Below are 12,834 nucleotides of genomic sequence, written 5' to 3' on the forward strand. Positions count from 1 at the left end.
CGGTCGACCCTGCTCGTGTGTCGTCGTCCGGGTCATCGCGCGCCTCCAGATCGGTAATGGGGATCAACCGGAGGGTCCGCCGCCGGCGCCGGCGCCGGATCGGTCGGTCGGTGTGGCGCTGGTGGGGCCGGGCGCCGCAACACGATCCACGTGGCGGCCAGGACCACGACCAGACCCGCGGCGGTCCACCCAGTCGGGCGTTCGCCGAGCACCGCAAAACCGATCCCGATCCCGACGACCGGGGTGAGGAACGTCCAGGCGGTGAGTGTGTCAAGGCGCGAACGGCGCGCCTCCGCGAACCACGCCACCGTGGTGGCCGCCGTGCCGACCAGGGCGAGAAAGAGCAGGGCGAGCACGAACCGTGGGGTCCAGACGATCACTGCAGGTCCCTCCGCCACCGCAGCCACCACCGCCAGGGCGGCCCCGCCGACGAGCAGGTGCCATCCGGTGAACACCACGACATCGACTCCGCGCAGGCGCCGGGACAGCAGCGTCCCGGCGGTGACCGCCGCGGCGGACACCAGCGACAGCACGCCCCCGCTGCCCCCGCCGCCAGGGACCGCGACCAAAACCAGGCCGATGAAGACCAGGCCCAGTGCGGCACTGGTGCGGGCGACAGCTTCTCTCCGTACAGCCACCACGCGGGGAGCAGGATGAGCAGGGGCTGAGCATTCGCGAACACCGCCGCGGTGCCGGTCGCACCGGTGTCGACGCCGGCGAACATCGCAGCGAACGCGACGGTCACGTTCACTAGTCCCAGCACCGTGATCCAGGCCCAGTCCCGTGCCGCTGCCGGTGCCGGGCGGCGTTGAGTAGCACCCAGCGCGACCAGCGCGGCACCCGCGAGCAGGGCCCGCAGCGCGGCGTACCACAGGACGGGCGCGTCCCGCAGGCCCCACTCGATCGCCACGAAGCACGCGCCCCAGGCTGCGGTGATCCAGATCATGCGGCCAGCGCGCGGTGGTCGCGGCGCTCCGGACTCCCGGCCGAGGGGGTCGCTGGCAACGACGGGGGTGACGGGGGTGGCCATCTACATCTCGACCCTTCTCAACAGCTGAGCGTTGAGGGAGACGACGATGGTGCTCGCCGACATGAGTACCGCACCCAGCGCTGGCGTCAGGAGAATTCCCCACCCGGCCAGTACCCCTGCTGCCAGTGGGATGGCCACGATGTTGTACCCGGCTGCCAGCCAGAGGTTCTGCATCATCTTTCGGTACGTGGCCCTGGACAATGTGACGATTCGAGGGATGTCGCGGGGATCGGACCGAACAAGCACGATGTGACCGGCTTCCACGGCGACGTCAGTTCCGGCGCCGATGGCGATCCCGAGGTCAGCGGTGGCCAGCGCCGGAGCGTCGTTCACTCCGTCGCCCACCATGGCCACCTTCCGGCCTTCCTGCTGCAGCTCGCGGATCTTTGAGGCCTTGTCCTCGGGCAGCACCTCGGCGAACACGGTGTCAATCTGCAGCTCCTCAGCCACCGCGTTGGCAACTGGCCACGAGTCGCCGGTGAGCATGGCCACCTCGATACCACGCTCGTGGAGCGCGCTGATTGCCTCACGGCTCTCTTCGCGGACGGCGTCCGCCACGACGAACACGCCCAGGGCCTTGCCGTCTTGAAGGAGGTAGATGGCCGCCTGACCCCGCTCGGAGGCCTGGGCCGCGGCCGCCCGCAGGGCCTCAGGCACGTGTGCCTCCTCGGCCTCGAGAAGACGGGGTCCACCCATGTGGTACTCCGCTCCGTCCACCGACGCCGCAACGCCCTTGCCGGTGATCGAGCGGAACCCCTCTGGGGAGGGAACGTCGATTCCACGGTCCTGCGCCGTGGTGACGATCCCCCGGGCGATGGGGTGTTGAGATTCCGCCTCGACACCGGCAGCGATCCGTAGGGCGTCCTCCTCCGTGACGCCATCCGCTACCGCCAGATTCACGACGCGAAACTCACCCAGGGTCAAGGTGCCGGTCTTGTCGAAGACCACCACGTTCAAGAGGCGGGCCTCTTCCAGGCCCCTTCGATCGCGCACCAGCAGCCCGTTCTGGGCACCGAGGGTGGTCGAGATCGCCACCACCAGCGGGACGGCCAGGCCCAGCGCGTGCGGGCAGGCGATCACGAGCACCGTGACCACGCGTACGATGGAGAAGTCGATAGGGGCCCCCAGGAGTTGCCACACGATCAGGGTCAAGACGCCGGCAACCAGGGCCACCGCGGTGAGCAGCTGAGCGGCACGGTCGGCCAGATGCTGGGCTCGGGACTTCGACCCCTGCGCCTCCGAGACCAGCCGCATGATTCCCGAGAGCATGGTGTTCGTTCCGGTCCCGGTCACCTCCACCCGCAGGGAACCCTCGCCATTGATCGTCCCGGCGAGGACGTCCTGCCCCTCGCTCTTCTTCACTGGGCGGGACTCCCCGGTGATCATCGCCTCATTGAGTTCGCTTGTTCCGCGTCGCACGACCCCGTCAGCGGGGATGCTCTCACCGGGTCGCACGAGCACCACGTCGCCGTCCTGCAACTCCGCCACGGCCACGGTCTCCTCGCCGCCGTCGGTGATGCGCGTCGCCAGGTCCGGCAGCAGCTTCGCCAACTCCTGAAGCGCGCCCTGGGCTTGGTCGATCGAACGCATCTCCACCCAGTGCCCGAGGAGCATGATGGTCACCAGGGTGGCCAGCTCCCACCACAGGGGCTGGGCATCGAGGAGCCCGAGCTGCACCACCCACGAGAACACAAACGCCACGCTGATGGACAGGGCGATCAGCGTCATCATGCCCGGGAGCCGGGCCCGCAGCTCGTGCCAGGCCCCCTGGACGAAGATCCATCCTCCGTAGATGAAGATCACGGTGCTCAGCACCGGAGGAATCCAGGTGGAACCCGCAAATTCTGGCGCCTGGTAGCCAAGCAGCTCTTGAATGTGCTCGGCCCAGAACACGACCGGCAGTGTCAGGACGAGTGCAACCCAGAACCGGTTGCGGAACATCTCCGGGGTGTGGCCTTCATGCTTGTCGTGCCCAGCATGATCATCCGGGCCAAGCTGCGGATCGTGCGCTGCATGCCCGGGGTGACTCACGACCTCGTCGTGCCCCGGAGCCGGGGCCTCGGTGAGCTGATTCCGCCCGCGTGATGCAGCGGGAGGTGCTGTCGGTGGATCTCGGTGCTCGCCGGCACGGTGCCCAGCGTTCCGACGGATGGACTCACCCGATCCGCGGTCCGCACCCCGGTGATGGCGCTTATTGGGGTCTGCCTCTGACATTGGTTATCTCCTCACTCGATCAGCCCTGCGCTGTCCGGCCCGACGGCAGACCTGCAGCGGCCAGGAACTCCTGCCGCATGCCGAGGACCTCGTCGGTCAGTCCGATGGAGGTGGCGGCGTCGCGGGCCGTGCTGGTCAGGGCGCGGATGGCGTCGATGGTCTCCGGGACGACGATGGCCTCGTTGTTGACCTGGTAGGTCAGGTAGGCCTCGTCGCCGTCGACGCTGAGGACGTCCTCCCACAGCGCGACCTCCCACATGTCCCCGCGGGGCCGGCCTAGGTCGCGCATGAGTTCCACGGTCGTGTTGAGCGCCGTCAGCCCGTCGGACATGCGGATGAACGCGATCCGCGGTGCCGACCGCAGGGCCTGGAGGACGTCCTCCCGGTCTGCTGGACGGGTCAGTTGCAGCGTCCAGAAGTGGTTGTGGGTCTGGGTGTGGGCGGCCTTGGCGGCGATGGTCACCACGTCCAACTCGGGCAGGACGGTCTTGGCGTCCGGTCCCTGGTGGGAGGGGATGGCGGCCTCGGGCACCATTGTGTTCATGATCCCGCCCTCGTGGGACTCGCTGGGGTCGGTGGCCCGGCGGATCAGCACCCCGCGGGCCCGGGCCAGCAGCCCGGCATCCTGCAGGGCGCCGAGGACGCGCACGATGCTGGTGGTGTTGCAGGAGACCACCCGGGTCATGTCCCGGCCCAGCGCGCTGGCGTAGTTGGCCTGGGCGACGAAGGAGTGCCCCGTCGTGGTGTGGGACTCCCCGCCCTGCAGCACCACCTTGACCCCGGCGGCCTGGTAGGTGGGCAGGTTGGTGGCAGCAACTCGCTTTGGCGTGGTGTCGACAACGACGTCGACCTGGTCAAGCAGGTCGGTCAGGGTGCCGGCCACCGGCACGCCGGCCTCGCGCATCGCTGTGCCAGCCGTCTCGGTGGCGGCATACACCGTGATGCCGAGTTCGGCGGCCGTGCGGATGCGCCAATCGGGGGCCACATCGGCAACCCCGACCAACTCCATGTCCGGCATCGAGCGCACCGCGTCGGCGACACGTTTGCCAATCACGCCGTAACCGTTGACGGCAACCTGAACGTTCATTGTGACCTCCCGGTCGACTGCTTGGTCGTGTTCTCTGTTCTTGATCTGTGGATGGCGGGGCGAACCGGCGGCGGGGGATGCACATACGTCGTACGCGTGCGGGTCCGGTGCGAGGCAGTGGGTCGGGGTCGGTCACTCCTGTCGCCTCGCCGGAGCAACTCGGCTAGCTGCGCACCAGGCGGGCGATGGCGGCGGAGGCTTCCTTGAGCTTGGTGTCCTGTCCCGGGCCGCCGGTGCGGGCGGCGTCGACCACGCAGTGACTCATGTGTTCCTCCAGCAGGGCCAGCGCCACCCCCTGCAGGGCCCGGTTGACGGCCGAGACCTGGGTGAGGACGTCGATGCAGTACTTGTCCTGCTCGACCATGCGCGCGATGCCACGGACCTGACCCTCGATCCGCGCTAGCCGCACGAGCACGTCGTCTTTCGGGTCCCGCACGGCTTGGATGGTTGTCATTGGCCTGTCTTCCTTGCTCCGGGGGCACCCGCATGCGTGCGAGTGCCCCCGCGCGAAGCTGGGTCAGGGCGTCCCCGCTCCGGTGTACGCGGCTGGGTCGGCAGTGAACGTCTGCGCGCAGTGGCTGGAGCAGAAGTAGTAGGTCTGTCCCTCGTGTTCGGTGCTCGACGCCGCCGCTGACGGTTCGAAACTCATCCCGCAGACGGGATCGGTGACCGTCGTGGACTTCTGGGACATGATGTTCTCCTTCTCTTCGGGGGTGTTCTCTTCGTCGGGCCCGTGCCCGACCTCCACCACCGGGTCGGTGGCGGGGACCTGCGTCACCTCGGGGATCGGCTTGGGGGTGAAGGCGCGCAGCCGGTTGGCGTTGGTCACCACCGACAGGGAGGACAGGGCCATCGCGGCCGCGGCGATCATCGGGCTGAGCATCCAGCCCAGCGTCGGGTAGAGCACCCCGGCGGCGATCGGGATGCCCAGGCCGTTGTAGATAAAGGCAAAGACCAGGTTCTGGCGGATGTTGCGCATCGTGGCCCGGGACAAGTCCACCGCGGTGACCAGACCGGACAGCGACCCGGAGATCAGGGTGATGTCGGAGGATTCGATCGCCACGTCGGTGCCGGTGCCGATCGCGGAGCCGACGTCGGCCTGGGCCAGGGCGGGAGCGTCGTTGATGCCGTCTCCGACCATCCCCACCACCCGGCCCTCGGCCTGCAGGCGCTGGACCTCGGCGGCCTTGTGTTCCGGCATGACCTCGGCGACCACCCGGCTGATGCCGACCTGGCGGGCGATCGCGGCGGCGGTGGCCCGGTTGTCGCCGGTCATCATCACCACGTCGATGCCGCGGGCCTGCAGCGCGGCCACGGCAGCCGCGGAGCCGTCTTTGACGGTGTCGGCCACGCCGATGACCCCGGCGAAACGGCCGTCGATCGCCGCGAACATCGGGGTTTTGCCGTCCGCCGCGAGACGGTCGGCCGCGGCCGCCTCGACCCGCACGCCGGCGCCCTCCAGCAGGCGCCGGTTTCCGACGGCGACCTCACGACCCTCGACCAGGGCGCGCACGCCCTGCCCGGTGACCGAGTCGAAGGCGGTGGCCGCCGGCTGGTCCAAGGCGCGTTCGGTCGCGCCGGCGACGATCGCCGAGGCCAGCGGGTGCTCGGAGGAGCGCTCTACCGCCGCCACCAGGCGGAGCAGTTCCGCCTCGCTGAAGCCCTCGGCGGGCAGGACGTCGGTCAGCGCGGGGGCGCCCTGGGTGATCGTGCCGGTCTTGTCCAACACCACCGTGTCCAGCTTATGCGCGGTCTCCAGCGCCTCGGCGGAGCGGATGAGGATGCCGTGCGTGGCGCCCTTGCCGGTGCCGACGGTGATCGACAACGGGGTGGCCAGCCCGAGTGCGCACGGGCAGGCGATGATGAGCACCGACACGGCCGCGACCAGGGCGAACACCAGTGCCGGGGCTGGCCCGACCAGCGCCCAGACCACGAAGGTCCAGATCGCGATGGCGATGACCGCCGGGACGAAGTAGCTGGACACCTTGTCCACCAGGCGCTGGATCGGGGCCTTGGAGCCCTGCGCCTCCTGGACCAGTCTGATGATCTGGGCGAGCATCGTGTCCGCCCCGACCTTGGTGGCGGTGTACCGGAACGCGCCGGTCTGGTTGATCGTGGCCCCGATCACCGTGTCCCCGACCGTCTTGGTCACCGGGATCGGTTCCCCGGTCACCATCGACTCATCCACCGCCGAGCTGCCCTCCGCCACCTCGCCGTCGACGGGCAGCTTCTCGCCGGGACGGACCACGACCACGTCGCCGACGACGACCTGCTCGAGCCCGATCTCGAACTCTTCCCCGCGGCGGACCACCCGCGCGGTGCGCGGCTGCAGCCCGATGAGGGCCCGGATCGCCTCTCCGGTGCCGGCCTTGGCCTTGGTCTCCAGCCAGCGGCCCAGCAGGATCAAGGTCAGGATCACCCCGACCGCCTCGTAGTACACCTCGCGGGCCTCGACGGGTACCGCGCCGGGGGCGAAGGTCACCACCAGGCTGTACCCGTAGGCCGCGATCGTGCCGAGAGTGATCAGGGAGTTCATGTCCGCGGTGCGGTGTGACAACGCCAGCCATCCGGTCTTGTGGATCGGCCAGCCGGTATAGACAAACACCGGGGTGATCAGCGCCAGCTGCACCCACGAGTTCAGCAACGCCTCGGGCACCCAGGTCGCCGCGAAGAACTCGTGGACCATCACCGCCAGCAGCACCGGCAGCGTCAAAACGGTGCCGACGATGACCCGCCGACGCAGATCCTTGATCTCCGCGGCCCGTTCCCGCGCCTCGGCGTCCTCGCCCGGCGCAGTGCGCGCAGCGCGGTCACCGGTGCCGCTGTGCCGGCCATCATCGCGGTCCCGGTCGTCGTGGTTACCGACGTCGATGGCCCCGTGCAGCATGTCCATCCCGCAGGTGACCTCGTGGCGGCCCTCCGGCAGGGCCGGCAGCTCGACAGTGGTCGTTGCGAAGGCGGGCACCTCCACGTCCACCCCGAGGGCGGGGACCACGAACCGTTCCGAGCACGCCGCCTGCTCTTGGCGGGTCAGCTCCAGCCGGGTGGGCAAACCGGCGGAGAGCCGCACGGTGTCGGGGTGGTAGCCGCCGCGGATCGTGACCTGCGCCACCTGCACCCCGTCATCGACCCGGACGCCGGGCACTGGCCCGGCCGGCACGTCGGTGACCGGCCGGGGTCGGTCGGCCACCGCGACGGCCGTCTCGGTCGGGGCCATCGTGGTAGGTCCGGGCCGGTCCACTACCCGCACGCGCCCGTGCAGCATGTTCATCCCGCAGGCGAAGGTGTACTCCCCGGGCACCTCGGGTAGGAACTGCACCGCCGTCTGGGCGTTCGCGGGCAGCGTCTGATTGATCTTGAAGTCGGGGAAGACCACCCGCGAGGAGCACTCGCCGCTCTCCTGGCGGTCGAACACCAGCCGCACCGGCACTCCCGGCTGCACCTCGATCAGGTCCGGGCTGTAGCCGCCCTTGACGGTGACGGTCACTTCCTGGACACCATCGGCCACCTCGGCCCGGCGGGACTTCTTCGGCCCGAAGAAGTACCAGCCCAGTAGCACCGTCACCGCCAGCGCCACACCCACCACCAGCCAGTCGTTGAGATTCACCGCTCACACCTCCGACTCACGCACTGTCACGGTGAAGCCCCCGGCTCGCAGCGCCCCGCGCACACCCTCGATGTCCGGGGCAGGGGCGCCGACCACGGTGAGGGAGTACGCGTCCGCGGTGCGGTTCATCGTGGCCTCGTCGACACCCGCGAGGTCGAGGACCTTCCGGAGCACCTCGCCGATGCAGGCCCCGCACGTCAGGCCCTCGACCTCATACGTCGTCGTGCTCATCCGCCGTCTCCTTCCGCGACCCGATACCGGTAGGTGGTATCGCCATTCATGTAACGCCGGGTGGGGTGGGGTTTTGGCGGTGAAACAGTCAAGATTCGATGAAGACGCCGTCGTGCCCGGGCGGACGCGCGAGGCGCGGCGATGATGCTGGACCTTCTCCCGCGCCGGCTCCACCCCCGGCGCTCGTCCCGCCGCGGCTGCGGTCAGGTGCGCGATGCGTCGGCGATCGATTCGATCGCCCCGTCCAGAACGGCGTCGAATTCTTCGTCAGTCTGGTCGATGGCCAGGCCCTCGGTCAGCGCGCGGGAAAAGCTGGCGATCACCCCGTGATTTCGAGCCAGTCGGGCAGTGGCCTGGGCCCGGGTGTAGCCGCCGGACAGCGCCAGCACGCGAACCACCTGCGGATGGGCGACGAACTCCTGGTAGAAGTCGTCGACCTCAGGCAGGGTCAGCTTCAGGATGACTGCCTGGTCCTGGCCCAGCCGGTCCAGTTCGGCGCGGATACTCGTGCGGAGCTGCCTTTCCGCCTCGGTCTTGCGGGGGCTGTGGATGTCCACCTCGGGCTCGACGATGGGAACCAGGCCGGCACGCAGGATCTGCCGGGCGAGGGTGAACTGCTGGGCGACGACCTGGGTCAGGCTGGCACCGGGGAGACGGATGAACGAGCGCATCTTGGTGCCGAAGCATCTGCTCGCCGCGGCGCGGGTCAGCAGGGCGTCCAGGTCGGGGATCGGCTTCATGAGTTGGGCGCCGTCGGTCTCGGCGGTCAGGCCCCGATCGATCTTGAGGAACGGGACGATGCCCTTGACCGTCCACAGGTACTCAGCTGTCCGGACTCCCTCGATGTCCCGGTCCATGGTGTCCTCGAAAAGGATGGCCCCGATCACGCGGTCGCCGTCGAAAGCCGGGCTTGTGATGATCCGGGTGCGCATCTGGTGCACCAGGTCGAACATCTGCTGGTGGCCGGTGTAGGCGTCCTCGCCAATTCCGTACAGTCCCAGCGCCTTCGGCGTGCTGCCCCCGCTCTGGTCCAGGGCTGCCACGAATCCGGTGCCGGTCCTGAGTCTTTCGGCCTGATCCATGTCCATACGTCAGTTCCTCGTGTTTCTCCTCTTCGTTCGGCGAATCGGTTCCCGCAATTCGCTCGCTGTCGATGGCCAGCCACAGGAAGTGCCCCTGCGCGTTGAAGGTCACCGAACTTGACGATGCCGCCGCCTCGCGCGGTGGGCGGTGGCCCGCCTTGGGTTTGTGGGGGAGGGGGGACCGCCGCCAGTCGAGGGGTGGTCACAGGGTCTGGTGCAGCTGCTCCATCTCGGCGATCTCGGCCTGCTGGTCGTCGATGATCTTCTGTGCGAGTTCGCGCGCCTGGGGGTTCTGCCCGTCGGTGAGTTCGTCCTCGGCCATGGTTACGGCGCCCTCGTGGTGGGCGATCATCAACTCCAGAAACCGCCGGTCGAACTCGGTCCCGGATAGTCCTTCGAGTTCGGCCATGGCTTCCTCCTGGCTCATCCCATCCATGTCCATGCCGCCGTGACCTTCCATGTCGTCCATCGGCGTGGTGCTCTCACCCCAGGCTTCCAGCCAGGAGGTCATCTGCTCGATCTCTGGCCCCTGGGCGGCGGAAATGCCCTCGGCCAAGGTCCGGACCTCCTCCGAGGCGGCCCGTTCCACGGCCAGGTCGGCCATCTCGATGGCGCCCTCGTGGTGGACGATCATCATCTGCGCGAACATCGTGTCGGCGCCATTGTGGGCCTGATCGATCTCCCCCTCACCGGCCGGCCCGCTGGTCTGCGTCCCACCCGGGTCCTGGGTCACGGTGCCGGGCCCGGTCGGTTCACCCTGGTCCTGCGGACTGCCGCAGGCGGCCAAGGTCAGGGCGAGGGCAAGCGCGCTGGCACCAGCGGCTAAGCGGGAGGTGATCTTCACGGGGAACTGCTCCTAAAGACGGTGACGTAGGGTTCCCTCCGAGTGAAGCAAGAACACGGGAACTGCCACCAGCCGGGCGGCCGATCTTCATCACCTCTTCATCGAATCCGGTCGAGACCTTCGTGGCGCGCGCGATCGAAGGGCCCGCCGCGTGACCCGCCCACCGTGGGTGCACCGGCCAGCTGACCACCAGTAAGCATTCGCGACCGAACCCGGAAGATCACCGCGACACCTCGGGTCGCCTCACCAAGCCAGGTCGTGCGCCATCTCGGCCGGGGTCGTGGAGCATCGCTCGCGTGGGCCCGAAAAGATCCTGGACCTCCGGGGAAATCCAGGACCAGTGGCGAGCCGCGCCTCATGCAGCAGTCTTCGGCGGGGGCAGGAGGGGCAACGAGGCGCTGTCGGTCGCGCGTGGACTCGATTCCGTCCTGATTCGCCCAGCGGACATCGGGCAGGCCTCCACCGAGGCGGAGGCTGGCTGGAGGCTTCAGGGTTTCTTCGTCATTCCTCTACCCGAAGCACAAGCGACGTGCCCGAAGGTGGGATTGAACGAGGAGGAGCGGACATGGCACCCACCATCTGGTTGACGCTCACGGCGGTCGTCCTGCTCTATGTCACCCTCGGCATCTGGGCCGTGGCGACGATCTTCCCCGTCCGCGCCGACGATCAAGGAGAAGCATCCCATGCACACCAACCACCGTTCGCACCTGCTCAGCCTACTAGGGATCGCTGCGCTGGTCGTGTTGGCCCTGCTCGCCGCAGGCCGCTCGCTCGGTGAAGCGCTTCCACTGGCTGCCCTGCTCGCCTGCCCGCTGATGATGATCGGCATGATGTTCATGGGCCACGGCGCCCATGGTCACCCGCACCGGGGCGCCGATGCCCCACCGCCGGCCGAGCATCCCTCGGCAGACCGCTCACCCGGCGGCGGTAGCGAAGCCGTCCGCCGGTAGCGTCACGGTGAACGTGGCGCCCTGGCCTGGTCCCGCGCTGGTGGCGTTGACTGTTCCGCCGTGGGCGCGGACGATGGCGTCGACGACCGCGAGCCCGATCCCGGACCCGCCGTGGGCGCGGTCCCGGGCCGTGTCGGCCCGGTAGAACCGGTCGAACAGGCGGGGGAGGTGTTCAGCCGTGATGCCCTCTCCGTCGTCGGCCACCCGGAGCAGGACCGCCGGCCCCTGTCGTTCCGCGCTCAGCTCCACTCGTCCGCCAGCCGGGGTGTGCCGCAAGGCGTTGTCCAACAGGTTGGTCAGCACCTGCGCGAGCCGGTCGGGGTCGGCGTCCACCCGGGCTTGTGCCGCTGCGGCCGAGACCGCCCGTTCCAGGCGGACGCCACGCTCCAGGTAGCGCGCCTGCGCCTCGGCGTGCGCCGCGGCGAGCAGGGCGGTGACGGTGACCTCCCGGCGGTGCATCGTCAGCCCGCCCTCCTCTGCCGTGGTCACCAGCGCGATGTCTTCCCCGAGCCGGGACAAGCGGGCGACCTGGTCCCGCAGCAGCGTGATCGTCTCTTCGTCGGCGCCGCGCACCCCGTCCAGGATGGCTTCGAGGTAACCGTCGAGGGTGGCCAGCGGGGTGCGCATCTCGTGAGCGAGGTCCCCCAGCATCCGGGTGCGGGTTGTCTCGACCTCCGCCAGGTCCGTCGCCATGGTGTTGAACGCCTCGGCCAGGTCGTCGAACTCCCGGCCCAGCCCTACCCGGGGCACGCGAGCGGAATGATCGCCGGCTGCCACGCGGTGGGCGGCGTCGGTGGCCGCCACCAGAGAGCCGTTGACCCGCCGAGCCAGGAACAGGCTCACCACGACAGAGGCGACTAGGGCGGCGAGCAACGCCCCGGCCAAGGAGAGTGCCGAGGCGGACTGGAAGGCCTCCCCGGCGTGTTGGACCACGCCGGGCTCACTTGCCTGGCCCTGGATCATGTGGTCATGGAAGATGGCGGGGCCGACGGCGGCCACGACCACCCAGGCGGTCGCCCAGCCCACGAACACGACAACCGCCGTGGCTGCGAGCAGGCGCGCAGCCAGTCCCGACAGCCGTGTCATTCGCCGCTGCCCATCCGGTACCCCACCCCGCGGACGGTCTTGATGAAGATCGGGGTGGTGGTATCGTCGCCGAGCTTGCGCCGCAGATGCCCGATGTGCACGTCGACCAGGTGTTCATCACCCACCCAGCCCTCACCCCAGACCGCCTCGATGAGTTGGCGCCGGGTGAAAACCATCCGCGGTCGGGCCGCCAGCGCGGCCAGCACGTCGAACTCCGTGCGCGTCAGTTCCACCGGCTCTGCGTGCAGGTGGACCTCGCGGCCGGCGGCGTCCACCGTCAGGGCACCGAACCGTCTGGTCTGCGCGTCCGGGTCAAGGCTCGAACGCGGGCGGCGCAGCATGGCCCGCACCCGGGCGAGGAGTTCACGCGGGCTGAACGGCTTGGTGACATAGTCGTCGGCGCCCACCGACAGGCCGATGAGCTTGTCGACCTCTTCCACCCGCGCTGTGAGCATGACGATGTAGCAGTCCGAGAAGGTGCGCACCGTGCGGCAGACCTCGACCCCGTCGATCCCGGGCAGACCGAGGTCGAGGACGATCACGCCCGGGTCAAGCTGCCGAGTCAGGTTGATCGCCTCGCGACCGCTGCCCGTCGTCTCGACCTCGAACCCGTCGCGCTCGAAGTAACTCGCCACCAATCTCGCCAACGGCTCCTCGTCGTCCACGACGAGCACGCGCGGCAGGCCATCCATCGAAATCATGC

Annotated in this window: 12 protein-coding genes and 1 pseudogene; 2 read left to right on the top strand and 11 right to left on the bottom strand. The window is 69.1% G+C overall.

Annotated elements, in window-relative coordinates:
• Window positions 1-32: 32 nt before the first annotated feature.
• From MF406_RS04280 to MF406_RS04285, 3 genes and pseudogenes are all read right to left on the bottom strand, one after another.
• Complete coding sequence (locus MF406_RS04280; RefSeq protein WP_242896769.1) at window positions 33-533, bottom strand: EamA family transporter; 501 nt, start codon at window positions 531-533, stop codon at window positions 33-35.
• Between the two features lie 89 nt (window positions 534-622).
• Window positions 623-1,030: pseudogene (locus MF406_RS19005) on the bottom strand (EamA family transporter); the annotation flags it as partial.
• On the bottom strand, window positions 1,031-2,971 hold the full coding sequence (locus MF406_RS04285) for a copper-translocating P-type ATPase (RefSeq protein WP_242896770.1): 1,941 nt from the start codon (window positions 2,969-2,971) through the stop codon (window positions 1,031-1,033). It abuts the pseudogene before it with no gap.
• Between the two features lie 18 nt (window positions 2,972-2,989).
• On the opposite strand from MF406_RS04285, the gene MF406_RS18680 reads away from it, so the two are divergent.
• Window positions 2,990-3,115, top strand: coding sequence for a hypothetical protein (locus MF406_RS18680; RefSeq protein WP_256463934.1), 126 nt, complete (start codon window positions 2,990-2,992; stop codon window positions 3,113-3,115).
• A gap of 148 nt (window positions 3,116-3,263) precedes the next feature.
• Here MF406_RS18680 and MF406_RS04290 read toward each other — a convergent pair whose 3' ends face one another.
• The 6 genes from MF406_RS04290 to MF406_RS04315 all read right to left on the bottom strand — a co-directional run bounded on the left by MF406_RS04290 (window position 3,264) and on the right by MF406_RS04315 (window position 10,089).
• Window positions 3,264-4,331: a type II glyceraldehyde-3-phosphate dehydrogenase gene (locus tag MF406_RS04290; protein WP_094452572.1), complete on the bottom strand. Its 1,068-nt coding sequence runs from the start codon at window positions 4,329-4,331 to the stop codon at window positions 3,264-3,266.
• 163 nt (window positions 4,332-4,494) lie between these two features.
• The gene (locus MF406_RS04295; protein ID WP_119076097.1) at window positions 4,495-4,785 is read right to left on the bottom strand and encodes a metal-sensitive transcriptional regulator; all 291 of its coding nucleotides are present in this window, start codon (window positions 4,783-4,785) and stop codon (window positions 4,495-4,497) included.
• 63 nt (window positions 4,786-4,848) lie between these two features.
• Window positions 4,849-7,938, bottom strand: coding sequence for a heavy metal translocating P-type ATPase (locus MF406_RS04300; RefSeq protein ID WP_240423280.1), 3,090 nt, complete (start codon window positions 7,936-7,938; stop codon window positions 4,849-4,851).
• 3 nt (window positions 7,939-7,941) lie between these two features.
• Window positions 7,942-8,169, bottom strand: coding sequence for a heavy-metal-associated domain-containing protein (locus MF406_RS04305; RefSeq protein WP_119076095.1), 228 nt, complete (start codon window positions 8,167-8,169; stop codon window positions 7,942-7,944).
• Between the two features lie 203 nt (window positions 8,170-8,372).
• A complete protein-coding gene (locus tag MF406_RS04310; protein WP_119076093.1) occupies window positions 8,373-9,257 on the bottom strand; it encodes a fructose bisphosphate aldolase in 885 nt (294 codons plus the stop codon).
• Window positions 9,258-9,453: 196 nt separating this feature from the next.
• Window positions 9,454-10,089, bottom strand: a complete 636-nt coding sequence (locus MF406_RS04315) for a DUF305 domain-containing protein (protein WP_371414093.1) — start codon at window positions 10,087-10,089, stop codon at window positions 9,454-9,456.
• 689 nt (window positions 10,090-10,778) lie between these two features.
• Here MF406_RS04315 and MF406_RS04320 point away from each other — a divergent pair.
• Window positions 10,779-11,045, top strand: coding sequence for a DUF2933 domain-containing protein (locus MF406_RS04320; RefSeq protein WP_242896771.1), 267 nt, complete (start codon window positions 10,779-10,781; stop codon window positions 11,043-11,045).
• Here the strand turns inward: MF406_RS04320 and MF406_RS04325 are convergent.
• Window positions 11,010-12,131: a cell wall metabolism sensor histidine kinase WalK gene (locus MF406_RS04325; RefSeq protein ID WP_242896772.1), complete on the bottom strand. Its 1,122-nt coding sequence runs from the start codon at window positions 12,129-12,131 to the stop codon at window positions 11,010-11,012. The two genes, MF406_RS04320 and MF406_RS04325, sit on opposite strands and share 36 nt — an antisense overlap.
• Window positions 12,128-12,832 (bottom strand): response regulator transcription factor, encoded by a 705-nt coding sequence (locus MF406_RS04330; protein WP_242896773.1) that lies wholly within the window; start codon window positions 12,830-12,832, stop codon window positions 12,128-12,130. The genes MF406_RS04325 and MF406_RS04330 overlap by 4 nt, the downstream gene beginning before the upstream one ends.
• Window positions 12,833-12,834: the final 2 nt, after the last annotated feature.

It is taken from the genome of Georgenia sp. TF02-10, from assembly GCF_022759505.1.
Classification (GTDB): Bacteria; Actinomycetota; Actinomycetes; order Actinomycetales; family Actinomycetaceae; genus TF02-10.

Excerpts from the sequence above, each read along its gene's own strand:
- MF406_RS04285 (WP_242896770.1), bottom strand. The coding sequence starts at position 2,971 with ATGTTCCGCAACCGGTTCTGGGTTGCACTCGTCCTGACACTGCCGGTC.
- MF406_RS18680 (WP_256463934.1), top strand. The coding sequence starts at position 2,990 with ATGCTTGTCGTGCCCAGCATGATCATCCGGGCCAAGCTGCGGATCGTG.
- MF406_RS04290 (WP_094452572.1), bottom strand. The coding sequence starts at position 4,331 with ATGAACGTTCAGGTTGCCGTCAACGGTTACGGCGTGATTGGCAAACGT.
- MF406_RS04295 (WP_119076097.1), bottom strand. The coding sequence starts at position 4,785 with ATGACAACCATCCAAGCCGTGCGGGACCCGAAAGACGACGTGCTCGTG.
- MF406_RS04305 (WP_119076095.1), bottom strand. The coding sequence starts at position 8,169 with ATGAGCACGACGACGTATGAGGTCGAGGGCCTGACGTGCGGGGCCTGC.
- MF406_RS04310 (WP_119076093.1), bottom strand. The coding sequence starts at position 9,257 with ATGGACATGGATCAGGCCGAAAGACTCAGGACCGGCACCGGATTCGTG.
- MF406_RS04320 (WP_242896771.1), top strand. The coding sequence starts at position 10,779 with ATGCACACCAACCACCGTTCGCACCTGCTCAGCCTACTAGGGATCGCT.
- MF406_RS04325 (WP_242896772.1), bottom strand. The coding sequence starts at position 12,131 with ATGACACGGCTGTCGGGACTGGCTGCGCGCCTGCTCGCAGCCACGGCG.
- MF406_RS04330 (WP_242896773.1), bottom strand. The coding sequence starts at position 12,832 with ATGATTTCGATGGATGGCCTGCCGCGCGTGCTCGTCGTGGACGACGAG.